This is a genomic window from Streptomyces sp. NPDC057249, from assembly GCF_042669245.1.
In the GTDB taxonomy this organism is placed as follows: Bacteria; Actinomycetota; Actinomycetes; order Streptomycetales; family Streptomycetaceae; genus Streptomyces.
The window spans coordinates 10,914-31,419 of record NZ_JBHUXS010000014.1; the positions used below are offsets into that span (position 1 = coordinate 10,914).

Consider the following 20,506-nt stretch of genomic DNA (forward strand, 5'->3'; position numbering starts at 1 on the left):
ACACAATCTTTGTGCACGCGTTCACAAAGACATAGCCTGCATTCGACGGGGCGGTCTAGGGACACACGGCCGCCTAAAGCCCCGCTCATCCCGCAGGAGCACCGTGGCAACTGGCCGAAATCACCGACCGGCGACCCGTAGCCGAGGAATTCCCGAGGCCACCGTCGCCCGACTTCCGCTGTATCTCCGCGCGCTGACCGCGCTCTCCGAGCGCTCGGTCCCCACGGTCTCCTCCGAGGAGCTCGCCGCGGCGGCGGGGGTCAACTCCGCGAAGCTGCGCAAGGACTTCAGCTATCTCGGCTCGTACGGGACGCGCGGCGTCGGCTACGACGTCGAATATCTCGTCTACCAGATCTCGCGCGAGCTCGGCCTCACCCAGGACTGGCCGGTCGCCATCGTCGGCATCGGCAACCTCGGCGCGGCCCTCGCCAACTACGGCGGCTTCGCCTCCCGCGGCTTCCGCGTCGCCGCGCTCATCGACGCCGACCCGGCGATGGCCGGTACGCCCGTCGCGGGCATCCCCGTCCAGCACGCCGACGACCTCGACCGCATCATCAGCGAGAACGGCGTCTCCATCGGCGTGATCACCACGCCGCCCGGCGCCGCCCAGCAGGTGTGCGACCGGCTCGTCGCCGCCGGGGTCACCTCGATCCTGAACTTCGCGCCCACCGTCCTCTCCGTGCCCGACGGCGTCGACGTGCGCAAGGTGGACCTCTCCATCGAGCTCCAGATCCTCGCCTTCCACGAGCAGCGCAAGGCCGGTGAGGAGGGCGTCGACACCGCGCCCGACCCCGCCGCGCCGCCCGTGCGCTCCACCCCCACCGGCCGGAAGGGACCCGACGGGGACATGCCCGCCGTGATGCCGGCATGAGCCTGCTCCTCGTGGGTCTGAGCCACCGCAGCGCCCCCGTCTCCGTACTGGAACGCGCCTCGCTGGCCGCCGACACCCAGGCCAAGCTGCTGCAGGACGTCCTGGCCGCCGAGCCCGCGGCCGAGGCCGCCGTCCTCGCCACCTGCAACCGCATCGAGCTGTACGCCGACGTGGACAAGTTCCACGCGGGCGTCGCCGAGCTGTCCACGCTCCTCGCCCAGCACAGCGGCGTCGGTCTTGACGAGCTGACTCCGTATCTCTACGTGCACTACGAGGACCGGGCCGTCCACCACCTGTTCTCGGTGGCCTGCGGGCTCGACTCGATGGTCGTCGGCGAGGGCCAGATCCTCGGCCAGATCAAGGACGCGCTCGCCCTCGGCCAGGAGCTGCACACCGCCGGGCGGCTGCTCAACGACCTCTTCCAGCAGGCCCTGCGCGTCGGCAAGCGCGCCCACAGCGAGACCGGGATCGACCGGGCCGGGCAGTCGCTCGTCACCTTCGGCCTGGAACAGCTCGCCGACGGCCCCGACACCGCCGCCTGGGCCAAGGGCAAGCGCGCCCTGGTCATCGGCGCCGGCTCCATGTCCTCGCTGGCCGCCGCCACGCTGGCCCGCTCCGGCGTCGCCGAGATCGCCGTCGCCAACCGCACCCGGGCCCGCGCCGACCGCCTGGTCGAGATCCTGAACCAGCCCGGCGGCACGGGGGTGCGCGCCCGGGCCGTGGAGATGGCCGAGGTCCCCGGCGAACTGACACGTGCCGACATCGCCGTCTCCTGCACCGGCGCCACCGGACTCGTGCTCACCGCACAGGCCGTCGCCGGCGCGCTCGGCCTCGACCACGTGCCCGATCCGGCGAGCGGCCTGATCCCGGCCCAGTCCACCGGGCCCGAGCGCCTGGCATTGCTGGACCTCGCCATGCCGCGCGACATCGACGTGGCGGCCGGCCGCCTCGACGGTGTGCGCCTCGTCGACATCGAGTCGCTCGCGGAGGCGTCGGCCGACGCCCCGATGGCCGCCGATGTGGACCAGGTGCGCACCATCGTCGCCGACGAGGTCGCAGCCTTCGGGGCCGCGCAGCGCGCCGCCCACATCACCCCGACCGTCGTCGCCCTGCGCACGATGGCCGCCGGTGTGGTGGCGGACGAGATCGCCCGGCTGGACGGGCGCCTCCCCGACCTGGACGAGAAGCAGCGCGCCGAGATCACGCAGACGGTGCGCCGCGTGGTCGACAAGCTCCTGCACGCGCCCACCGTGCGGGTCAAGCAGCTCGCCAGCGAGCCCGGCGGCGCCGGGTACGCGGACGCGCTGCGTGAACTCTTCGACCTCGACCCGCAGACGGTCGCCGCCGTCTCCCGGGCAGACCTGAACGACCCGAATCGAGGGCGGTCATGACCGACAACTCACCCCTGCGACTGGGGACCAGGCGCAGCAAGCTCGCCATGGCCCAGTCCGGCCACGTCGCCGATGCGGTCAGCGAGGTGACCGGGCGCGCCGTCGAACTCGTGGAGATCACCACGTACGGGGACACCTCCCGGGAGCACCTGGCGCAGATCGGCGGGACCGGCGTGTTCGTCGCCGCGCTGCGCGACGCGCTGCTGCGCGGCGAGGTGGACTTCGCCGTCCACTCGCTCAAGGACCTGCCGACCGCGCAGCCCGAGGGCCTGGTGCTGGCCGCCGTGCCGGTGCGCGAGGACTCCCGCGACGTGCTGATCGCCCGGGACGGGCTGACCCTCGCGGAGCTGCCGTCCGGCGCCCGCGTCGGCACCGGCTCGCCGCGGCGCATGGCCCAGCTCAACGCGTACGCCCGAAGCCACGGCCTCGACATCGAGACCGTTCCGATCCGCGGCAACGTCGACACCCGGATCGGGTTCGTACGCGACGGAGAGCTGGACGCGGTGGTTCTCGCCGCGGCCGGGCTCAGCCGTCTGGGCCGCAGCGGTGAGGTGACCGACTTCCTGTCGGCCGACACCGTGCTGCCCGCTCCCGGCCAGGGAGCACTGGCGATCGAGTGCGCTGCGAGCAGCGCCGACCTCGCCGCCGCGCTCGCCGAGCTCGACGACCCGTACACCCGGGCCGCCGTGACCGCCGAGCGTGCCCTGCTCGCCGCCCTGGAGGCCGGCTGCTCCGCACCCGTGGGTGCGCTGGCCGACCTCCTCGCCGACGGTCAGGCTGTCAACGAACTGCGCCTGCGCGGTGTCGTCGGTTCCACCGACGGTGCCTCGCTGGTGCAGATGTCCACCACCGGTCCCGTTCCCACGTCGCACGACGACGCGGCGGCGATCGGTCGCGAACTCGCGGCCGAGATGCTTGCCAAGGGTGCGGCCGGTCTTATGGGGGAGCGAGCACTTTGAGCCCCACCGGCCCCGCCGCATCCGATTTCCCGGTCCACTCCGCAGGGCACGTCACCTTCCTCGGCGCCGGTCCCGGCGACCCGGGACTGCTGACCCTGCGCGCCGTCGAGGCGCTTGCGAGCGCGGACGTCCTTGTCGCCGAACCGGATGTTCTCGGCGTCGTCCGCTGCCATGCGCGGGCAGGGGTAAGCACCCCTGAGCTGGCGGTTGTTGACGTGCAGTCAACACCCGCCGGGGTGCCCGTTCTCAGGGATGCCGCCAATCTTGTCATGGAGGCCGCGAAGGGCGGCAGGCGGGTCGTCCGTGCCGTGGCCGGAGACCCCGGCCTGGACGGGAACGCCGCCGCCGAGATGCTGGCCTGCGCCTCCGCCGGCATTCCCTTCGAGGTCGTCCCGGGCGTCGCGAACGCCGTCGGGGTGCCCGCGTACGCCGGGGTGCCGCTGCGGGACGCGCAGGGCGCGGACGTGCGGTTCGTCGACGCCCGTACGGCCACCGACCGCTGCTGGAGCGAGGTCGGCGCGAGCGACGCCACGTGCGTCATCTCGACGTCGCTCGACGCGGTGGCCGCCGCCGCCGGCGAGCTGGTCGCGGCGGGCCGCAAGCCCGACACCCCGCTGACCGTCACGGCCGGCGGCACGACCACGCGCCAGCGCACCTGGACGGCGACCCTCGGAACCATCGCCCAGGTCTTCAAGCAGGGCAAGGTGCTCCCGTCGCCGGAGGGGCACCAGCCGGTCATAGCCGTGGTCGGGGAGCGCAGCTCCGCCGCCCAGCGCGACCAGCTCGCGTGGTTCGAGTCCAAGCCGATGTTCGGCTGGAAGGTCCTCGTGCCGCGTACGAAGGAGCAGGCGGCCTCGCTCTCCGACCAGCTGCGGTCCTACGGCGCCGTGCCGCACGAGGTGCCGACGATCGCCGTCGAGCCGCCGCGTACGCCCCAGCAGATGGAGCGGGCGGTCAAGGGCCTGGTCACCGGCCGGTACGAGTGGATCGCCTTCACCAGCGTCAACGCCGTGAAGGCCGTCCGCGAGAAGTTCGAGGAGTACGGGCTCGACGCGCGGGCGTTCGCGGGGATCAAGGTCGCCGCGGTCGGCGAGCAGACGGCTGCCGCGCTGATCGACTTCGGCGTGAAGCCGGACCTGGTGCCGTCGGGCGAGCAGTCCGCCGCCGGGCTGCTCGAGGACTGGCCGCCGTACGACCCGGTCTTCGACCCGATCGACCGCGTCTTCCTGCCGCGCGCCGACATCGCCACGGAGACCCTGGTGGCTGGGCTGATCGAGCTGGGCTGGGAGGTCGACGACGTCACCGCGTACCGCACGGTCCGCGCCTCGCCGCCGCCGGCCGAGACCCGCGAGGCGATCAAGGGCGGCGGCTTCGACGCGGTGCTCTTCACCTCGTCCTCGACCGTGCGCAACCTGGTCGGCATCGCGGGCAAGCCGCACAACGTGACGGTCATCGCGTGCATCGGCCCCGCCACGGCGAAGACCGCCGAGGAGCACGGGCTGCGCGTGGACGTCCTGTCGCCGGAGCCCTCGGTGCACAAGCTGGCCGAGGCGCTGGCCGAGTTCGGCGCGCGGCGCCGGGACGCGGCGCGGGAGGCCGGTGACCCGGTGACCCGGCCCAGCGAGCGGCGTCCGGGTGCGCGCAGGCGGCGTACGACGACCTGACCGGTCCGTGGACAGGGGCCCGGCCACCTCTTCGGAGGGGGCCGGGCCCGCCGTGTTTCCGGGATTCCCGGCTCTTTCCCGGCACCGGTGTCGGTAAGAGCCCGGTGCGCGCGGGTCTACGCTCGAAGGATGACTGTGTACGGAAACTTCCCCGGCTCGCGGCCCCGTCGGCTGCGGACGACCCCCGCGATGCGGCGGATGGTCGCCGAGACACGGCTCGATCCGGCCAACCTGATCCTGCCCGCGTTCGTCCGCGAGGGCATCGACGCCCCGGTCGCGATCTCGGCCATGCCCGGGGTGCAGCAGCACACCCTGGACACCCTGCGGAAGGCGGCCGTGGACGCGGTGTCGGCCGGCGTCTCGGGGATCATGCTGTTCGGCGTCCCGCTGGACGAGAAGAAGGACGGCCGGGGCACGGCGGGCACCGACCCGGACGGCATCCTCCAGGTCGCCCTGCGCGCGGTGCGCGAGGAGGTGGGCGACGACCTCATCGTCATGTCGGACCTGTGCCTGGACGAGTTCACCGACCACGGCCACTGCGGCGTGCTGACCGAGGACGGCCGCGTCGACAACGACGCGACCCTGGAGCGGTACGCGGAGATGGCCCAGGTCCAGGCCGACGCGGGCGCCCATGTGGTCGGCCCCAGCGGCATGATGGACGGCCAGGTCGGCGTCATCCGCGACGCGCTCGACCAGACGGGCCACGAGGACGTCTCGATCCTCGCGTACACCGCGAAGTACTCCTCGGCGTTCTACGGCCCGTTCCGCGAGGCCGTCGGCTCCTCGCTCAAGGGCGACCGCAAGACGTACCAGCAGGACCCGGCCAACATCCGCGAGTCCCTGCGCGAGCTGGCGCTCGACCTCGAAGAGGGCGCCGACATGGTCATGGTCAAGCCGGCGGGCCCCTACCTGGACATCCTGGCGAAGGTCGCGGAGGCGTCGGACGTGCCGGTGGCGGCGTACCAGATCAGCGGCGAGTACGCGATGATCGAGGCCGCCGCCGAGAAGGGCTGGATCGACCGCGACGCGGCGATCATGGAGAGCCTGACGGGCATCCGCCGCGCGGGCGCGCAGCTGATCCTGACGTACTGGGCGACGGAGGTCGCGCGGCGGCTGCGGGGCTGACGGCCGGGGGCTCGGGTCTCGGGTCTCGGGTCTCGGGGTGCGAGCTTCGGGACGGCTCTGTTCCCTCTTTCGTGTGTACGGGGAGGGGGTTCCGCCCGAGTCTCGGGACTCGGGGGCCGGGAGTCGGGGTCCGGGCTTCGAGGGTCGAGCGCTGTCGTACAACCGGTAGGTAAAAGAAGGGTTGGGGAAACCTTTCCGCCCTCCCTACCCCGTCGCGACGAGCAAGTGTGACTATTCGTGACTGAGTTGCGACGCGGCGTCGCGGCTGCTTACGGTGCCGCCAGACGCAAGCGACCCCGGCGCGGTGGACCACACCGACCGGGGTCTCACCTCAAGATCGACCACCTAGAAAGATCCGATCTCGTGGCTACCCAAAACTTTAGCCCCGCCCGGCCGACGTCCGCGCGTTCCGCTCCGTATCCGAAGGCCAGTCCCGGCTACGGCAAGCGAGCCGTCCCGGACCAGTGCCCGCCCACCGCCGATGACTTCGCGTTCCTGCCTGAGCGGGAGCGGTACATCGCGGGTTACGTCGACCGCCTTCCCGACGGTGCGGCGATGAGCATCAAGTCCCTGGCCAAGTGCCAGCCCCTGTACGGGCAGATGGCCGTCGGCAGCGCGCTGCGGGCTCTGGCCGTGGCCGGTCATCTGCGCCAGGTCCGGTGCGCGGTCGATGGCGGCGAGGGCATCCGCTGGGTGACCCGCACGTTCTGGTCGCGTACGGCCCGCGACAACGAGTGGTGGACCGCCTTCCTCGCCGCCGAGGAGGGCCGCTGCGCGCCGCAGCCGGCCGAACCCGTTGCCACGGACGCGGTGGAGGCCCCGCCATCCGCCCCGGCCCTGCCGAAGCAGCGCGCCGGGGAGTCGCAGGGCCCGTCACCCGCGTACCTCGCCCTGGCACGGCTGGGCCGTACCGATGCGCGCCTCGCGCTCTCCGCCGCCGACTGCGCGGCGCTGGAGCAGCTGGCCGCCCGGTGGTTCGCACGCGGCGTGGACGCGGACTACCTCACCCGCGCCCTCATCGCCGGGCTTCCCGAAGCCGTCGACTCACCCGTGGGCTTCGTCCGGCGCCGCCTGCTCGACAAGCTCCCGCCGTTCCTCCCGGCCGCGCAGGCCCCTCCGGCCCGCCGCTTGATGGTCGAGTGCGCGGACTGCGGTGCGTACGGGAAGGCCGAGGTGTTCCGCGACGGACTGTGCGGCCCCTGCCTCCGCAGCGCCCAGGGCCTCGCCACCGAGGAGGACTCCGGCGCCGGGTGCGACGTCCAGGACCACGTGCGACGGCTCCGCGAGCAGCTGAGGGCCCACTGAACCCCTGCCTGCCGGTCGTTCAGGAACCGAGGTGCGCGGCGAAGGCCGTCCAGGTGCTGGGGGCGAGGGTGAGCGTGGGGCCCTCGGGGTTCTTGGAGTCGCGGACGTGGACGGCGGAGGGGTGGGCGGCGACCTCTACGCAGGCGCCGCCTTCGCTGCCGCTGTAGCTCGACTTCTTCCAGTCGTAGGCGACTTCGAGGCACTGTCCGCCCTCGCTGCCGCTATAGCTGGACTTGAACCAGGCGCGTGCGGTGCTCATTGCTCTCCCAGCAGGCTGTCCAACAGGCCCACGGTGTCTTCGGGGTTGAGGGCCTGAGCTCGCAGCATCGCATATTTCTGGGACAGGATGCTGACCTCGTCGGGGTCGGAGACGAGCAGGCTCCCGCGCTGTGTCTCCGAGTAGGCGATGTGCTGGTAGTCGGGTGTTTCGAGCAGCGTGAAGGGGCCGTCGAGTCCAGCATGTGTGCGGCGATTCAGGGGGAGCACCTGGAGGCAGATGCCTGGGAGTGCGGCGCACCTGCGCAGGTGCCGCAGTTGTTCCGTGTACTCCCCGTCGTCGACGAGCTGAAGTCTCACGACCGGCTCCCAGACCACGAAGCTGATGGTGGGGGGCTGCTCCCGCCGCAGGATCTCCTGCCGCTCTAAGCGCCCTGCGGTCTGGTCCCTGATCTTCTCCTCGCTGAAGACCGGGACCCTGTTGCGGAACACCGCACGCGCGTACGCCTCCGTCTGGAGGAGCCCGGGAACGACCTGGTTGTCGTACCAGGACAGGGCGAGTGCCTCCCGCTCCAGGTCCATGTACTCCTCCGCCCAAGCCGGGATCAGGTCCACCTCCGGCAGGTTCTCCACCGCCGTCGCGAGAGCCCCCTTCGTGTCCAGCAGGTCGTCCATGCGGCGGGCCAAGGGCAGTTGCAGGGCGCGTCGGCCCTGCTCGACGGAGGCGATGGTCTCCGGCTGGGTGCACGTCTGCTCCGCCAGTTGGCGCTGGGTCAGTTCGGCCGCGATGCGGAAACGGGCGACCAGCGCGCCCACGAGTTTCATTGCGGACGCGTTCTTGCGCTGCCGCTTCCTGGGTTGCATACGGTCCCCACTTCCCACCCGCGTCCGTACTTCACGCGCGCCCGACCCGTACAAGAAAGGTGTACGGGTCTGCGCACTGCGACAGCCTAGTCACCGAGTGTGACGCTCGTCTCATGAACGAGACGATGCAACTCCCAGAGCTGCGCGAGCGGTTCTTCCGGCGGGAGCGCCGGTCGGTCCGGGAGGCCAGGGAGTACGTACGGAGCGCGCTGGCCGACTGGGGGTTCGGAGGGGCGCGGGCGGACGACGTGGTGGTGTGCGTGAGCGAGCTGGCGACCAACGCGTTGGTGCACGGGGTGCCGCCGGGGCGCGGGTACCGCCTGATGCTGTGGCTGCGGGACGAGGGCCGGGTCCGGGTCGAGATGCACGACAGCGGGGACGGCGAGCCCGGGGTGCGGGTGCCCGACGGGGAGTCGGGGCGGGGGCTGGTGATCGTCGACGCGCTGGCGGACCGGTGGGGCGTGGGGGAGCGGGTGCCGGGGAAGGTCGTGTGGTGCGAGTTCGACGTCCGGGCGCCTACGGCCAGTCCACCAGGCCCATGAAGAACGCCCAGGCCAGGAACACGGTGACTGGGGCGACCACGGCGAGAAGGATCGCGGCCGCCGGCCTGGTGCGCGTGCACACCCAGCTCGCGAGCAGCACGGCCAGGCTCAGGACCAGGCCGCAGCAGGAGACCGTCCAGGCGGTGCCGAAGCTCGCGTCGAAGCGGTCGGAGTCCTCGTCCGAGCACGAGTCGCAGGCCATCGGCGCCATCATGCTGTAGGCGAGCGCGAGGAACGCGAGCGGGAGGGTGACCACCGTCGAGATCAGCGAGGCGATCCAGGCGTGCCGGGGGCGGTCGTCCGTGACGACGGGATGCGACATGCGTGCGATTCCACCAGGCACGGCGCCCCCGCGCATGAGTGCGCGTACCTAGTCCCCGCTCAGTCGCTCCGTGAAGTCGACGGCCTCGCGCACGTCCTCGTCCGGGTCCTCCGCCAGGCGCCGCAGCAGTGACTCGGTGCCGGGGGTCCGCCAGGGGCCCACCGCCTCGGCCAGGGCCGCCCTGACCGTGGGGTCCGGGTGGTCCGCGAGGCGGGCGACCTGCTCCAGCGGGCCGCGCCGGCGCATGCCGAGCCAGTGCAGGGCGGCGCGCAGCTCGGCGGGGTCGCCCGGGTCGCCCGCCTCCTCGATCCGCCGGAGCAGGACGGGGGTCGCGGGCGCGGGGCCGTCGATCGGGTGCGGGCGCCTGCGGCGCAGCCGTCGCGAGCCGTACTCGCCGCGCACCCGGCAGCCGTGACAGGTGCAGGGCTCCCTGCCGTTGGAGTCCGGGAAGTAGCGCCAGCCGGTCACCTGGCGGACCGCTCGTACGCGGTGGATCTCGGCCCGGGAGACGGGCCTCGGCACGAACACCTCCCAGCCGCGCGGGTCCTCCAGCGCGGCCGTCCTGCGCACCGCCTCGCTCGCGGACACCTCGGTGTGGGCCCGGCCCGGCCGGTTGCCGTAGTGGCCGACCGTGACGGATGCGGGGTCCGGCAGCCGGATGTGGACGGCGACGAGTCCGCGCGGCCCGCCGTGCCGGGCGAGTTCGCGCAGCCACTGGTGGGTCAGGGTGTACGAGGGCAGGACCGGGAAGCAGAAGACGCCCTTGGCGCCGTCGGGGCCCCGGCTGAGGGCGCGTATGCCGGACCGGCGGATGCGGGCCGCGTTCGCGGCGGGCGTCAGGTGGACGAACATGGCCATGGCGCCGATCGTAGGGTCCGTACGATGCCGCCGCTCGGCTGTCGTACCCCGCCCCTACGATCGGGCGCATGAGAGCTTCCGGAACCTTCACCGTCAACTCCTTCGTGCCGTCCGAGCTGAAGCCCGAGCCCGAGGTCGTCACCGCGCTGCCGGTCGGGGTGGCGACCATCGTGAAGACCTTCGAGGGGGAGGTCGCGGGGCGGTCCACGACGCTGTTCACCGCGGCCTTCGACCAGGAGTCGGGCGTCGGTACGTACGTCGCCATGGAGTCCTTCGAGGGGGCGCTCGCCGGGCACGAGGGCACGTTCAACTTCGTGCACTCGGCCGCCACCAGCGGAAGTGACCGGGCGAACGAGTTCTTCTCGGTCGTGCCGGGGAGCGGGACCGCCGCCCTCGCCGGGATCAGCGGGGGCGGCGGGCTCGCCGTCGACGAGGACGGCACGCATCGGATCTGGTTCGACGTCGAGCTGGGCGGTCAGTAGACGAGCGCCTGGTCCATCTCGCTCTGCCAGTACGTGACGAAGCCGTTGTCGTCCCAGTAGGTGCCGGCGGGCAGCGTCAGTTCGGTCGCGGAGCCGTTGAGCGGCGCGTCGGCGCGGTCGGCGAAGGTGACGCCGAGGTGCTTGCTCGGGTACGGCTTCCGGCCGTTCGGCTCGCCCGTCAGGCCGATGGACGCGTAGGCCGCCTGGCCCGGTGCGAGCGTCACCACGGCCTGCGGCTTGCTCGTCCGGAGCACCTGGAAGACCGCCTGCGCGCCGTCGAAGCGGAGCATCGGCGCGTGGTACGCGTAGCAGGGGCGGTCGCCCGTGTTGGTCGCCGTGAGCAGCAGGTGGTTGATCGGGCGGCTCACCTTCGTGACGGTGACCTTCGTGTTCGCGCCGGTGCAGGTGACCGGGGACTTGGGCTTCGGCTCGGGCTGCGGCTTGGACGCGGGCTTCGCGGCGGAGTCCGCGGGCTTGTCGGCGGGCTTGTCGGCGGGCTTCTCGGCGGTGTCGGCGGCCGGTTCGGTGTCCGTGGCGGTCGTCGAGTCCTTCTCCGGCGTGGCCGACGCCGTGTCGCCCGTGGCCTGGACGGACGCCGCCGGCTTCTTCGCGTCGGTCCCGTCGTCCCCGCCGCACGCCGTGAGCGAGAGGGCGGCGAGAGCGGCGGTCGCCGCGAGGACGGTGGTGCGGATGCGGTTGCTGCGCATGGTGGTACTCCCCGTATATGTGTTCGGTCGTGGCATGTGTGCGGTCGTGCCGGCGAGGTCAGTTCCGGCAGATCAGGAGCAGGACGATCGCGGTCGTCACGATCACCACCCCGATCGCCAGCGCATCGGCCAGCTCGATGCGGAAGAGGGTTCGCACTGCTCGGCCCCCGTGGTCGTTCCGGTGTGGTCCGAGCTTGTGGCACGTCGGATTCCGGCCGCAACGCCCGACACACCATTGGGGATGCTGGAATGCCTGCGCGTACTGTGACCTGGGCAGATTCCACGTCCCTGGAACGGTGATCCGGGACGGACCAGGAGGGGGAACGCCGCAGTGGCGACGCCGGAGGCCGAGGAACTAGCGGGCCTGCTGAAGAAACTGAAGGACCGTTCGGGGCGCAGCTACGGGGTCCTGGCGGGCCGGCTGCACGTCAGTACGTCGACGCTCCACCGGTACTGCAACGGGGACGCGGTCCCGGGTGAGTTCGCACCCGTGGAGCGGTTCGCGCGGCTCTGCGGGGCGACCGCCGACGAACTGGTGGAGATCCACCGCCGGTGGATTCTGGCGGACGCGGCGCGCGGACGGGGGAAGGCGGAAGCGCCGGTTCCGGCCAAGGTGCCGGTCCCCGAAGAGACCGTTGACCCCGCGCCCGTGGAGCCGGAGGCCGCATCGGTGGAGCCCGAGCCCGAGCCCGCGTCGGCGTCCGTGCCCGCGGCGGTGCCTGAGCCCGGGGCCCCCGAGCCCGTACGTGAAGAGCGCCCCGCCCCGTCCCGTTGGCGCCGGGCCTCCGCCCGTACGCGGGTGCTCCTCGCCGCCGCGGCCGTCGTCGCGCTCACCGTGCCCACCGCCGTCGTCGTCGGCCAGCTCAAGCAGACCGGTTCCGACGCGGCCGCGGGCGCCCCGGGCGTGAGCGGCACGACGGCGGGGAAGGACGCCGCTGCCGTCTCCCCGTCCCCGTACAGCCCCTCGCCCTCGGTCAGCGCGTCGAAGCGGCCCAGCGCCTCCGCGACCACGGGCTCGGCCGGCCCTTCCGTACGCACGTCACCGTCCGCCTCCCGCACCACCGGTGCGCCGGAAAGGGGGACCGGGCGACCGCCCACGGTGACCATCAGCTCGTACAACTGGGAGGAGCCCTGCGGGCAGTTCTACCTGCTGGGCCAGGACCCGGCGACCGTGCCGCCCCCGCCGTCGCCCGACAGCACCCGGGGCTGGGCGCGGGCGCTCGGCGGGGTGGACGGCGGCTCCATGAAGCTGGAGCTGACCGTGCAGGGCACCTCCGCGCAGGCCGTCGTCCTGACCGGGCTCCGGGTGCAGGTGCTCAGCCGGCGGGCGCCCGTGCGGCAGCCGGCGTTCTCGATGGGCGACGGCTGCGGCAGCGGCATCGAGCCGCAGTCCTTCGACGTCGACCTGGACGACAGCCGCCCGGCGCTCAAGCCGGTCGCCGGGAAGCAGGGCGACGAGACCGTGCCCGCCAAGGACTTCCCGTTCCGGGTGTCGTCCAGCGATGTGGAGGTCTTCGACCTCGACGCGCACGTGGAAGGGCACGACGTCAGCTGGTACCTGGAGCTGGACTGGTCCAGCGGCGGCCGGACGGGCACCCTGCGCGTGGACGACGGCGGCCGGCCGTTCCGTACGAGCAGCATCGCCGGGCGCCCGGAGTACTACTACCGGCACGACACCTCGGTCTGGGAAAAGCGCTGAGCGGCACGCGGCCCTGCCCGGGCCGCGTGCCGCTCGGACGGATCAGGCGCGCTTGCGGCGGCGGGCCATGACCACGAGGCCCGCACCGGCGGCGACGACCACGGCGCCTCCGACGGTGATCGGGACCATGTTGCCGCTACCGGTCGTCGCCAGGTCGCCCTCGGGCTGCGAGGGGCTGGCGGACGGGGCCGGGGCGCCCGGGGTCGTCGTGCCCGACGGGGTGCCGGAGGGCGTCGCGGTGCCGGACGGGGTGGCCGACGGCGACGGGGTGGTGGTCGCCGGGGGCGTCGTGGAGGGCGTGCCGCTCGGCGTCGTGCCGGGCTTCGGGGTGCCGGGCACCTCGGGCAGGCAGCCGGTGAACGGGAAGTGGTGCGTCTCCGCGCCGCCCGAGCCGTGCAGCGAGGCCACCCACACCGAGCCGTTGACCGGGGCGGCGTTGCCCAGCTCCAGGTGCGCGTAGGGGGCGAGCACGCTGCCCGGCCAGGCCGCCTGGCTGTTCTTGACGATCTTCGTGGCGTTCGGGAAGTTCCACAGCAGCTTGGCGCGGATCGCGCCGTCCTGCGCGCTCTGCGTCTTGTCGTCCAGGACGAAGTCCTGACCGCCCGACAGGAAGAAGCCCGTCGTACCGGCGGTCGCCATGTCGTAGGTTTGGCCGGTGACGTTGACGATCGTCGTCGCGCCGGCCGGGACCTTGACGAAGACCTCCTTCGCCTTCTCCAGCTGCGACGCCTCGACCGAGAACACGTTCCGGCCGGTGTCCGTGCCGGTCAGCGTCAGCCGGTTGCCGTCGAGGCTCACCGTGGCGCCGGGGGTCGCCGACTCCTTCGCCAGCGCGTCCGCGTACGACCGGAGCTTCGCGAACTCGCCGTCGAAGTCGATCAGATCGGCCTTCTTGCTGAAGGTGCCGTTGTGCAGATCGACGGGGCGGTCCTTGACCGTGCCGCCGACGACGGCGTTGCCCTTCATCACGACGGTGGCCGAACCGCCGTTGTCCAGGTCCCCCCGGACGACGAGCGACGCGCGGCCCGGCAGCGCGTCCACCTGGGCGGCCGTCAGCTCGTTGCCGACGCTGAACCCGCCCTTGAAGTCGGCGTTCCCGCCGACCGCGACGGCGCCTTCCGCGTCGGGGGAGTGGACGTCGTCCCCGAGGACGAACTCGCCGTACTTCCCGGCGACTCCGAAGGCGTCGGTGGTGCAGTCCGCCGAGGCGGGGGCGGCCTGGGCGGCCGGAGCGACGGTGAGCCCGAGAACGAGGGCACCGCCGAGCGCCGCGAGGGCGGCGGAGGTCGGTATGCGCATGGTGCGTGGGTCTCCTGCGGAGCAGTTATGAAGGATCTGTGGCGACTTGGGTCATGATTCTCACATGTACCGGAATTGGTCAAGACCAATGAGGGTATTTGTGCGCGGCGTTGGCCCGGGGACGCCGGGGAAGACGGTCAGCCATGACGAGTGGTACGGACAACAGACCCGGACTCCGCCCCGGCCTCCCGGCGGAACCCCTCCCGGACGAGGACGCGGTCCTCGTGGAGCGCGCGCAGCGGCTCAGACGGCGGCTGGAACGGCTCATCGGGATCGCCGCGACGGAGGGGAACGAACTGGTCCCGCTGCGGAACGGGGACGCGATCTTCGCCGCGATGCTGGACGCCATCCGCAGCGCCGAGCACACCGTGGACATGATGACGTTCGTCTACTGGCGCGGCGACATCGCGCGGGAGTTCGCCGCCACACTGGCGGACCGCGCCCGGGCCGGGGTGCGGGTGCGGCTGCTGCTCGACGGGTTCGGCAGCAGACTCATAGAGAAGGACCAGCTCCGGGCCATGGAGGACGCGGGCGTCCAGGTCGCGTGGTTCCGCAAACCGCTCTACCTGTCGCCCCTGAAGCAGAACCACCGCTGCCACCGCAAGGTCCTCGTGGTGGACGAGGGGACCGCGTTCACCGGCGGCGTCGGGATCGCCGAGGAGTGGTGCGGCGACGCGCGGAACGAGAACGAGTGGCGTGACACGCACGTCCGCGTGCGCGGTCCGGCCGTCGACGGACTCGCCGCGGCCTTCGCGCAGAACTGGGCCGAATGCCACGACGAACTGTTCGACGCGCGCGACCGGTTCCGGCACGTCCCGCAGCGGGGCGACGCGGTGGTGCAGGTGGTGCGGGGCTCGGCCAGCGTGGGCTGGCAGGACATGCAGACCCTGCTCCGGGTCGTCCTGGAGACCGCCGAGGAACGCGTCAGGATCGCCACGGCCTACTTCGCCCCGGACGCCTTCTTCGTGGAGCTGATGTGCGCGGCGGCGCGGCGCGGGGTCGAGGTCGAGATCCTGCTGCCGGGCCCGCACACCGACAAACGGGTCTGCCAGCTCGCCGGGCAGCTGTACTACGAGCGGCTGACGGCCTGCGGCGTGAAGATCCACCACTACCGGCCGACGATGATGCACGCCAAGGTCGTCACCGTCGACCGGGTCGCCGCGCTGATCGGGTCCACGAACATCAACCGCCGCTCCCTGGACCACGACGAGGAGGTCATGCTCGCGGTCATGGACCGGGAGTTCACCGCGACGCTCGACGCCCACTTCGCGGAGGACCTGGCGGTGAGCGAGCGCATCGAGGGCCGGAGGTGGCGGCGCAGGCCCGTCGTACAACGGCTCCGCGAGGCGTCGGTGCGGCCGTTGCGCCGATTCCTCTGAGAGCACGCCGGCTCAGCGGGCCATGGAAATGAGAATGACTTTGCCGCGGGGGGTGTGGTCACGGATGTCGGCCTTCTCCGCCAGCTTCAGAATCAGCGGCCAGCCGAATCCGCCCGTACCGCCGCGGAGGTCGGGTGTGCGTGGCCGCGGGCGCTCGGGGCTGGGGTCGACGACCTGCACGTACAGCGTGTCCTCGTCCGCCCCGAAGGCCAGAGCGGTCACCGCGCCCGCGTGCCGGAGCGCGTTCGTCACCAGTTCGGACACCAGGAGCAGCAGATCCTGGATCGTCGTCGCCGCCGGCCGCGGGTGGAGCGTCGCCAGGAACGCCTTGGCCGCCGCCCGCGCGTCGGCCGCCCTGGACGGCGGGGGTTCGGCCACCGTCATCGGGTGCGGTGACGGTGACACCGCCGCGGAATCGAGGTCGGACATCGTTTCGCCCCCGGAGAAATGATTGTCGAGCAGTCTGAATTCTTCTTCTTCCCTCGCGTCCCAGGCGTATACGGCTTGTTTCCCGTACGTGGGGCGGAAGAATGAACGCCCCATTCGCGGGCAGACGGGGCAAGGAACTTCCGGCCCGCCGTGGCGCCGGAACGAGGCCGTGGCCGAAGGGAACAGCAGATGACCGACTCCGCCGACCCCGTCCGGGACGCACCCGCGCTGGTCACCCATCCGGTGCCCGACCTCCAGCTCCAGATGCTGATCCGGCTGCTCGACCGCGAGCCCCGGTCCGGCCTGCCCCTGACGCTGGTCGTACCCGCGGGGGCGCTCCACGGCGAGGTGATCGGCCACGAGGCGTGGAAGGCGGAATGGGCGCGGAGCCTGCGCCAGGTGGAGGGCGAAGGAGCGAACCTCCTGGCGGAGTTCCCCGAGACGGTGGACCAGGGCGTCAAGGAGGCGCAGGCGGACGAGGACGTCCCCTTCCTGCCCCGGTGGATTCATCTCCGGGACGCGACCCTCATCTGCGGAGGCGCGGCCCCGCTGCGGCTGCCGCTGTGGCGCGGCCGGCTGTCCGACGTCTCGGGATGGACGCTGGGACGGCCGGAGTAGGAGCCGCGAAGGGGCGGGGCCCGACGGACCCCGCCCTTCGCGCACTGCCGCGCTCAGAGCCGCTCGGGCGTCCGGATGCCGAGCAGCGCCATGCCCCGGTGCAGGGTGCGGGCGGTCAGCTCGACCAGGAAGAGCCGGTTCTCGACGACCTCGGCCGGGTTGTCCTCGCTGAGCACGTGGCACTGGTCGTAGAACGTCGTGAGGTGCGAGGCCAGCTGGTAGAGGTACGCGGCCAGCTTGTGCGGCTCGTAGTTCGCCGCGACCTCGGCCAGCACCTCGCCGAACTGGTCCAGGTGCAGGCCCAGCGCCCGCTCGGCCGGGGCCAGCTCCAGCTCCGGGTGCGCGACCGGCTTCGCGTCGCCCGCCTTGCGCAGGATCGACTGGATGCGCGCGTACGCGTACTGGAGGTACACCGACGTGTCGCCGTTCAGCGACACCATCTGGTCCAGGTCGAACTTGTAGTCCCGCACGGCGGAGGTCGACAGGTCCGCGTACTTCACGGCGCCCACGCCGACGTACCGGCCGTTCTCCACGATCTCCTGCTCGGACAGGCCGACCTTCCCGGCCTTCTCCCGGACCACCGCGGTCGCCCGCTCGACGGCCTCGTCCAGCAGGTCCTCCAGCCGGACCGTGACGCCCTCACGGGTCTTGAACGGCTTGCCGTCCTTGCCCAGCACCGTGCCGAACGCGAGCTGGTGCGCCTTCACGTCGTCGTTCAGCCAGCCCGCCCGGCGGGCCGTCTCGAAGACCATCTTGAAGTGCAGGGACTGCCGCGCGTCCACCACGTACAGCAGGGTGTCCGCCTTGAGGCCCTGGACCCGGTCCCGGATCGCGGAGAGGTCGGTCGCCGCGTAGCCGTAACCGCCGTTCGTCTTCTTGACGATCAGCGGGACCTTGTTGCCGTCGGGGCCCAGCACGTCGTCGAAGAAGACGCACAGCGCACCCTCGGAGCGGACGGCGACGCCCGTCTCCTCCAGGATGCGGCAGGTCTCCTCCAGCATGTCGTTGTACCCGGACTCGCCGACGATGTCGGGGTCGCTGATCTCCATGTCGAGCTTGTCGAAGACCGAGTAGAAGTAGATCTTCGACTCGTCCACGAACCGCTGCCACATGGCCAGCGTCTCCGCGTCGCCCGCCTGGAGCGCGACCACCCGGTCCCGGGAGCGCGCCTTGAACTCCTCGTCCGAGTCGAACAGGGCCCGGGACGCCTTGTAGAGCCGGTTCAGCGAGGACATCGCGGCCTCGCCGTCCTCCTTGCCGCCCTCGTGGTCCAGCTCGTGCGGGTGCTCCACGAGGTACTGGATGAGCATGCCGAACTGCGTGCCCCAGTCGCCGATGTGGTGGCGCCTGACCACGGACTCGCCGGTGAACTCCAGAATCCGCACCATCGCGTCACCGATCACCGCGGACCGCAGGTGGCCGACGTGCATCTCCTTGGCCACGTTGGGCTGGGCGTAGTCGACGACCGTGGTGCCCGCCGCCTCGTCCGCCGGCACGCCGAGCCGGTCGCCGTCGGCGGCGCGCGCGGCCAGCGTCTCGGTGATCGCCCGGTCGGTGAGCGTGACGTTCAGGAAGCCGGGGCCGGAGACCTCGACGTCCTTGATCAGGTCCGAGGCCGGGAGCGCGTCGGTGACCTTGCCGGCCAGCTCGCGGGGGTTCCCCTTGAGCTTCTTGGCGAGCGCCAGGATGCCGTTGGCCTGGAAGTCGGCCCGGTCGCTTCGGCGCAGCAGCGGATCGGCGGTGCCGGCTTCCGGCAGTGCTGCCGTCAGGGCGTCCGCCAGCTGCTGCTGGAGCGTGGAAGCGAGGGAAGTGACCGAGGCCATGAGCCGGCTGCCGTTTCGGTAGAGGACAAAGGATCACTCCAGTATCCCACGGGGCGCAAAGCCGTTTTCGTACTGCGGCCCGCACCTGGGAGAATGGTCGGTGCCCCTACGAGTCCTACCCGAGAGAAGGACGTGCCGACCGTGGCTCAGAGTCAGAGCAGCACCGAGACCGACTGGGTCTCCCGCTTCGCGGACGAGGTCATCGCCGAATCGGAGCGTCGTGCGCCTGGCAAACCGGTCGTCGTCGCCTCCGGCCTCTCCCCGTCGGGCCCCATCCACCTGGGCAACCTCCGCGAGGTCATGACCCCGCACCTGGTCGCCGACGAGATCCGCCGCCGCGGGTACACCGTGCGCCACCTGATCTCCTGGGACGACTACGACCGCTACCGCAAGGTGCCGAACGGCGTCCCCGGCGTCGACGAGTCCTGGGCCGAGCACATCGGCAAGCCGCTGACCTCGGTGCCCGCCCCGGCCGGGTCCGCGTACCCGAACTGGGCCGAGCACTTCAAGGCCGCCATGACCGCGTCGCTGGACGAGCTGGGCGTCGAGTACGACCCGATCAGCCAGACGGAGCAGTACCTCGCGGGCACATACCGCGAGCAGATCCTGCACGCCATGCGCCACCGCGCGGACATCGACGCCATCCTCGACCGCTACCGCACCAAGAAGGACCCCGCGGCCGGCGGCAAGGGCGGGAAGAAGCCGCAGCAGAAGAAGGTGGACGAGGCCGAGCTGGAGGCCGAGGCCGGCTCCGGCGCGGCCGGCGAGGACGACGGCAGCGGCGGCTCCGCCGGCTACTTCCCGTACAAGCCCTACTGCGGCAACTGCGAGAAGGACCTCACCGCCGTCACCTCGTACGACGACGACACCACCGAGCTGAACTACACCTGCACCGCCTGCGGCTTCGCCGAGACCGTCCGGCTCAGCGAGTTCAACCGCGGCAAGCTGGTCTGGAAGGTCGACTGGCCCATGCGCTGGGCCTACGAGGGCGTGATCTTCGAGCCCAGCGGCGTCGACCACTCCTCGCCCGGCTCCTCGTTCGTCGTCGGCGGCCAGATCGTCCGCGAGGTCTTCGACGGCGTCCAGCCCATCGGGCCCATGTACGCCTTCGTCGGGATTTCCGGCATGGCCAAGATGTCCTCCTCCAAGGGCGGCGTGCCCACCCCGGCCGACGCCCTGAAGATCATGGAGGCCCCGCTGCTGCGCTGGCTCTACGCCCGCCGCAAGCCCAACCAGTCCTTCAAGATCGCCTTCGACCAGGAGATCCAGCGGCTCTACGACGAGTGGGACTCGCTGGCCCGCAAGGTCGCCGACGGCACGGTCCTCCCGGCCGACGCCGCCGCGTACGGGCGCGCGGTCGGCACGGCCGCCGGTGCGCTGCCGAGCACGCCGCGCCCGCTGCCGTACCGCACGCTCGCCTCGGTCGCCGACATCACCGCCGGCGCCGAGGACCAGACGCTGCGCATCCTCAGCGAGCTGGACCCGGCGAACCCGCTCACCTCGCTCGACGAGGCGCGCCCGCGCCTCGACCGCGCCGAGAGCTGGATCACCACCCAGGTCCCGGCCGAGGCCCGCACCATCGTGCGCGACGAGCCGGACAAGGAGCTGCTCGGCTCGCTGGACGACCAGGGGCGCGAGTCGCTGCGGCTGCTCCTGGAGGGCCTGGACACGCACTGGTCCCTGGACGGCCTGACCACGCTCGTCTACGGCGTGCCGAAGGTCCTCGCGGGCCTGGAGCCCGACGCCAAGCCGACGCCCGAGCTGAAGACCGCCCAGCGGTCCTTCTTCGCCCTGCTGTACCGGCTGCTCGTCAGCCGCGACACGGGGCCGCGGCTGCCCACGCTGCTGCTCGCGGTGGGGGCGGACCGGGTGCGGAGGCTGCTGGGGGCGTGACCCCGGATGTGCCGAGGGGCCGCCTCCCGCAGGGGAGGCGGCCCCTTCGCGCGCGGCGCG

The 20,506-nt window shown here is 72.0% G+C and carries 20 protein-coding genes; 12 read left to right on the top strand and 8 right to left on the bottom strand.

All coding sequences use genetic code 11. The features are described 5' to 3' along the window. Positions 1-103: 103 nt before the first annotated feature. The 6 genes from ACFUJY_RS24425 (at position 104) to ACFUJY_RS24450 (ending at position 7,315) form a co-directional block, all read left to right on the top strand. Positions 104-871 carry a redox-sensing transcriptional repressor Rex gene (locus tag ACFUJY_RS24425; protein ID WP_383303253.1) on the top strand — a complete coding sequence of 256 codons (768 nt, stop codon included), beginning with the start codon at positions 104-106 and terminating at the stop codon, positions 869-871. Next, positions 868-2,262 (top strand): glutamyl-tRNA reductase, encoded by a 1,395-nt coding sequence (locus tag ACFUJY_RS24430; RefSeq protein ID WP_383303256.1) that lies wholly within the window; start codon positions 868-870, stop codon positions 2,260-2,262. The genes ACFUJY_RS24425 and ACFUJY_RS24430 overlap by 4 nt, the downstream gene beginning before the upstream one ends. Beyond that, on the top strand, positions 2,259-3,221 hold the full coding sequence (gene hemC / locus ACFUJY_RS24435) for a hydroxymethylbilane synthase (protein ID WP_383303259.1): 963 nt from the start codon (positions 2,259-2,261) through the stop codon (positions 3,219-3,221). Before ACFUJY_RS24430 ends, hemC begins: the two co-directional genes overlap by 4 nt. Continuing rightward, on the top strand, positions 3,218-4,885 hold the full coding sequence (locus ACFUJY_RS24440) for a uroporphyrinogen-III synthase (protein WP_383303261.1): 1,668 nt from the start codon (positions 3,218-3,220) through the stop codon (positions 4,883-4,885). Before hemC ends, ACFUJY_RS24440 begins: the two co-directional genes overlap by 4 nt. 129 nt (positions 4,886-5,014) lie before the next feature. Then, positions 5,015-6,010, top strand: a complete 996-nt coding sequence (gene hemB, locus ACFUJY_RS24445; RefSeq protein ID WP_383303264.1) for a porphobilinogen synthase — start codon at positions 5,015-5,017, stop codon at positions 6,008-6,010. Between the two features lie 363 nt (positions 6,011-6,373). Further along, complete coding sequence (locus ACFUJY_RS24450; RefSeq protein ID WP_383303267.1) at positions 6,374-7,315, top strand: MarR family transcriptional regulator; 942 nt, start codon at positions 6,374-6,376, stop codon at positions 7,313-7,315. 19 nt (positions 7,316-7,334) lie between these two features. Here the strand turns inward: ACFUJY_RS24450 and ACFUJY_RS24455 are convergent, their stop codons facing one another. After that, positions 7,335-7,574: a DUF397 domain-containing protein gene (locus ACFUJY_RS24455; protein ID WP_383303270.1), complete on the bottom strand. Its 240-nt coding sequence runs from the start codon at positions 7,572-7,574 to the stop codon at positions 7,335-7,337. Continuing rightward, the gene (locus tag ACFUJY_RS24460) at positions 7,571-8,356 is read right to left on the bottom strand and encodes a Scr1 family TA system antitoxin-like transcriptional regulator (RefSeq protein ID WP_383303697.1); all 786 of its coding nucleotides are present in this window, start codon (positions 8,354-8,356) and stop codon (positions 7,571-7,573) included. The genes ACFUJY_RS24455 and ACFUJY_RS24460 overlap by 4 nt, the downstream gene beginning before the upstream one ends. Positions 8,357-8,508: 152 nt before the next feature. Between ACFUJY_RS24460 and ACFUJY_RS24465 the strand changes: the two genes are divergently transcribed. Continuing rightward, a complete protein-coding gene (locus ACFUJY_RS24465) occupies positions 8,509-8,937 on the top strand; it encodes an ATP-binding protein (RefSeq protein WP_383303273.1) in 429 nt (142 codons plus the stop codon). Here ACFUJY_RS24465 and ACFUJY_RS24470 read toward each other — a convergent pair. Beyond that, the gene (locus tag ACFUJY_RS24470; protein WP_383303275.1) at positions 8,912-9,259 is read right to left on the bottom strand and encodes a hypothetical protein; all 348 of its coding nucleotides are present in this window, start codon (positions 9,257-9,259) and stop codon (positions 8,912-8,914) included. The genes ACFUJY_RS24465 and ACFUJY_RS24470 overlap by 26 nt on opposite strands. A 48-nt stretch (positions 9,260-9,307) precedes the next feature. Next, positions 9,308-10,117 carry a HEAT repeat domain-containing protein gene (locus ACFUJY_RS24475; protein WP_383303277.1) on the bottom strand — a complete coding sequence of 270 codons (810 nt, stop codon included), beginning with the start codon at positions 10,115-10,117 and terminating at the stop codon, positions 9,308-9,310. A gap of 68 nt (positions 10,118-10,185) precedes the next feature. On the opposite strand from ACFUJY_RS24475, the gene ACFUJY_RS24480 reads away from it, so the two are divergent. Beyond that, positions 10,186-10,599, top strand: coding sequence for a DUF3224 domain-containing protein (locus ACFUJY_RS24480; protein ID WP_383303280.1), 414 nt, complete (start codon positions 10,186-10,188; stop codon positions 10,597-10,599). Here ACFUJY_RS24480 and ACFUJY_RS24485 read toward each other — a convergent pair. Beyond that, positions 10,593-11,306, bottom strand: coding sequence for a DUF4232 domain-containing protein (locus ACFUJY_RS24485; RefSeq protein ID WP_383303283.1), 714 nt, complete (start codon positions 11,304-11,306; stop codon positions 10,593-10,595). The genes ACFUJY_RS24480 and ACFUJY_RS24485 overlap by 7 nt on opposite strands. A 331-nt stretch (positions 11,307-11,637) precedes the next feature. On the opposite strand from ACFUJY_RS24485, the gene ACFUJY_RS24490 reads away from it, so the two are divergent. Further along, positions 11,638-13,005: a helix-turn-helix domain-containing protein gene (locus ACFUJY_RS24490; RefSeq protein WP_383303286.1), complete on the top strand. Its 1,368-nt coding sequence runs from the start codon at positions 11,638-11,640 to the stop codon at positions 13,003-13,005. A gap of 42 nt (positions 13,006-13,047) precedes the next feature. Here the strand turns inward: ACFUJY_RS24490 and ACFUJY_RS24495 are convergent, their stop codons facing one another. Beyond that, positions 13,048-14,304 (bottom strand): choice-of-anchor A family protein, encoded by a 1,257-nt coding sequence (locus ACFUJY_RS24495; RefSeq protein WP_383303288.1) that lies wholly within the window; start codon positions 14,302-14,304, stop codon positions 13,048-13,050. A gap of 143 nt (positions 14,305-14,447) precedes the next feature. On the opposite strand from ACFUJY_RS24495, the gene ACFUJY_RS24500 reads away from it, so the two are divergent. Beyond that, positions 14,448-15,683 (top strand): phosphatidylserine/phosphatidylglycerophosphate/cardiolipin synthase family protein, encoded by a 1,236-nt coding sequence (locus ACFUJY_RS24500; protein WP_383303290.1) that lies wholly within the window; start codon positions 14,448-14,450, stop codon positions 15,681-15,683. A 12-nt stretch (positions 15,684-15,695) separates the two neighbouring features. On the opposite strand, the gene ACFUJY_RS24505 is transcribed toward ACFUJY_RS24500, so the two are convergent. After that, the gene (locus ACFUJY_RS24505; RefSeq protein WP_383303700.1) at positions 15,696-16,067 is read right to left on the bottom strand and encodes an ATP-binding protein; all 372 of its coding nucleotides are present in this window, start codon (positions 16,065-16,067) and stop codon (positions 15,696-15,698) included. A gap of 234 nt (positions 16,068-16,301) precedes the next feature. On the opposite strand from ACFUJY_RS24505, the gene ACFUJY_RS24510 reads away from it, so the two are divergent. Further along, a complete protein-coding gene (locus ACFUJY_RS24510) occupies positions 16,302-16,730 on the top strand; it encodes a hypothetical protein (protein ID WP_383303292.1) in 429 nt (142 codons plus the stop codon). A gap of 53 nt (positions 16,731-16,783) precedes the next feature. On the opposite strand, the gene argS is transcribed toward ACFUJY_RS24510, so the two are convergent. Continuing rightward, a complete protein-coding gene (argS, locus tag ACFUJY_RS24515; RefSeq protein WP_383303295.1) occupies positions 16,784-18,553 on the bottom strand; it encodes an arginine--tRNA ligase in 1,770 nt (589 codons plus the stop codon). A gap of 132 nt (positions 18,554-18,685) precedes the next feature. Between argS and lysS the strand changes: the two genes are divergently transcribed. Next, positions 18,686-20,446: a lysine--tRNA ligase gene (gene lysS / locus ACFUJY_RS24520; protein ID WP_383303297.1), complete on the top strand. Its 1,761-nt coding sequence runs from the start codon at positions 18,686-18,688 to the stop codon at positions 20,444-20,446. Positions 20,447-20,506 lie beyond the last annotated feature (60 nt).

Bases quoted from the DNA above. Each gene is read 5' to 3' on its own strand.
- ACFUJY_RS24430 (WP_383303256.1), top strand. From the start codon at position 868: ATGAGCCTGCTCCTCGTGGGTCTGAGCCACCGCAGCGCCCCCGTCTCC.
- hemC (WP_383303259.1), top strand. From the start codon at position 2,259: ATGACCGACAACTCACCCCTGCGACTGGGGACCAGGCGCAGCAAGCTC.
- hemB (WP_383303264.1), top strand. From the start codon at position 5,015: ATGACTGTGTACGGAAACTTCCCCGGCTCGCGGCCCCGTCGGCTGCGG.
- ACFUJY_RS24455 (WP_383303270.1), bottom strand. From the start codon at position 7,574: ATGAGCACCGCACGCGCCTGGTTCAAGTCCAGCTATAGCGGCAGCGAG.
- ACFUJY_RS24460 (WP_383303697.1), bottom strand. From the start codon at position 8,356: ATGAAACTCGTGGGCGCGCTGGTCGCCCGTTTCCGCATCGCGGCCGAA.
- ACFUJY_RS24465 (WP_383303273.1), top strand. From the start codon at position 8,509: ATGAACGAGACGATGCAACTCCCAGAGCTGCGCGAGCGGTTCTTCCGG.
- ACFUJY_RS24470 (WP_383303275.1), bottom strand. From the start codon at position 9,259: ATGTCGCATCCCGTCGTCACGGACGACCGCCCCCGGCACGCCTGGATC.
- ACFUJY_RS24475 (WP_383303277.1), bottom strand. From the start codon at position 10,117: ATGGCCATGTTCGTCCACCTGACGCCCGCCGCGAACGCGGCCCGCATC.
- ACFUJY_RS24480 (WP_383303280.1), top strand. From the start codon at position 10,186: ATGAGAGCTTCCGGAACCTTCACCGTCAACTCCTTCGTGCCGTCCGAG.
- ACFUJY_RS24485 (WP_383303283.1), bottom strand. From the start codon at position 11,306: ATGCGCAGCAACCGCATCCGCACCACCGTCCTCGCGGCGACCGCCGCT.
- ACFUJY_RS24495 (WP_383303288.1), bottom strand. From the start codon at position 14,304: ATGCGCATACCGACCTCCGCCGCCCTCGCGGCGCTCGGCGGTGCCCTC.
- ACFUJY_RS24500 (WP_383303290.1), top strand. From the start codon at position 14,448: ATGACGAGTGGTACGGACAACAGACCCGGACTCCGCCCCGGCCTCCCG.
- ACFUJY_RS24505 (WP_383303700.1), bottom strand. From the start codon at position 16,067: ATGACGGTGGCCGAACCCCCGCCGTCCAGGGCGGCCGACGCGCGGGCG.
- ACFUJY_RS24510 (WP_383303292.1), top strand. From the start codon at position 16,302: ATGACCGACTCCGCCGACCCCGTCCGGGACGCACCCGCGCTGGTCACC.
- argS (WP_383303295.1), bottom strand. From the start codon at position 18,553: ATGGCCTCGGTCACTTCCCTCGCTTCCACGCTCCAGCAGCAGCTGGCG.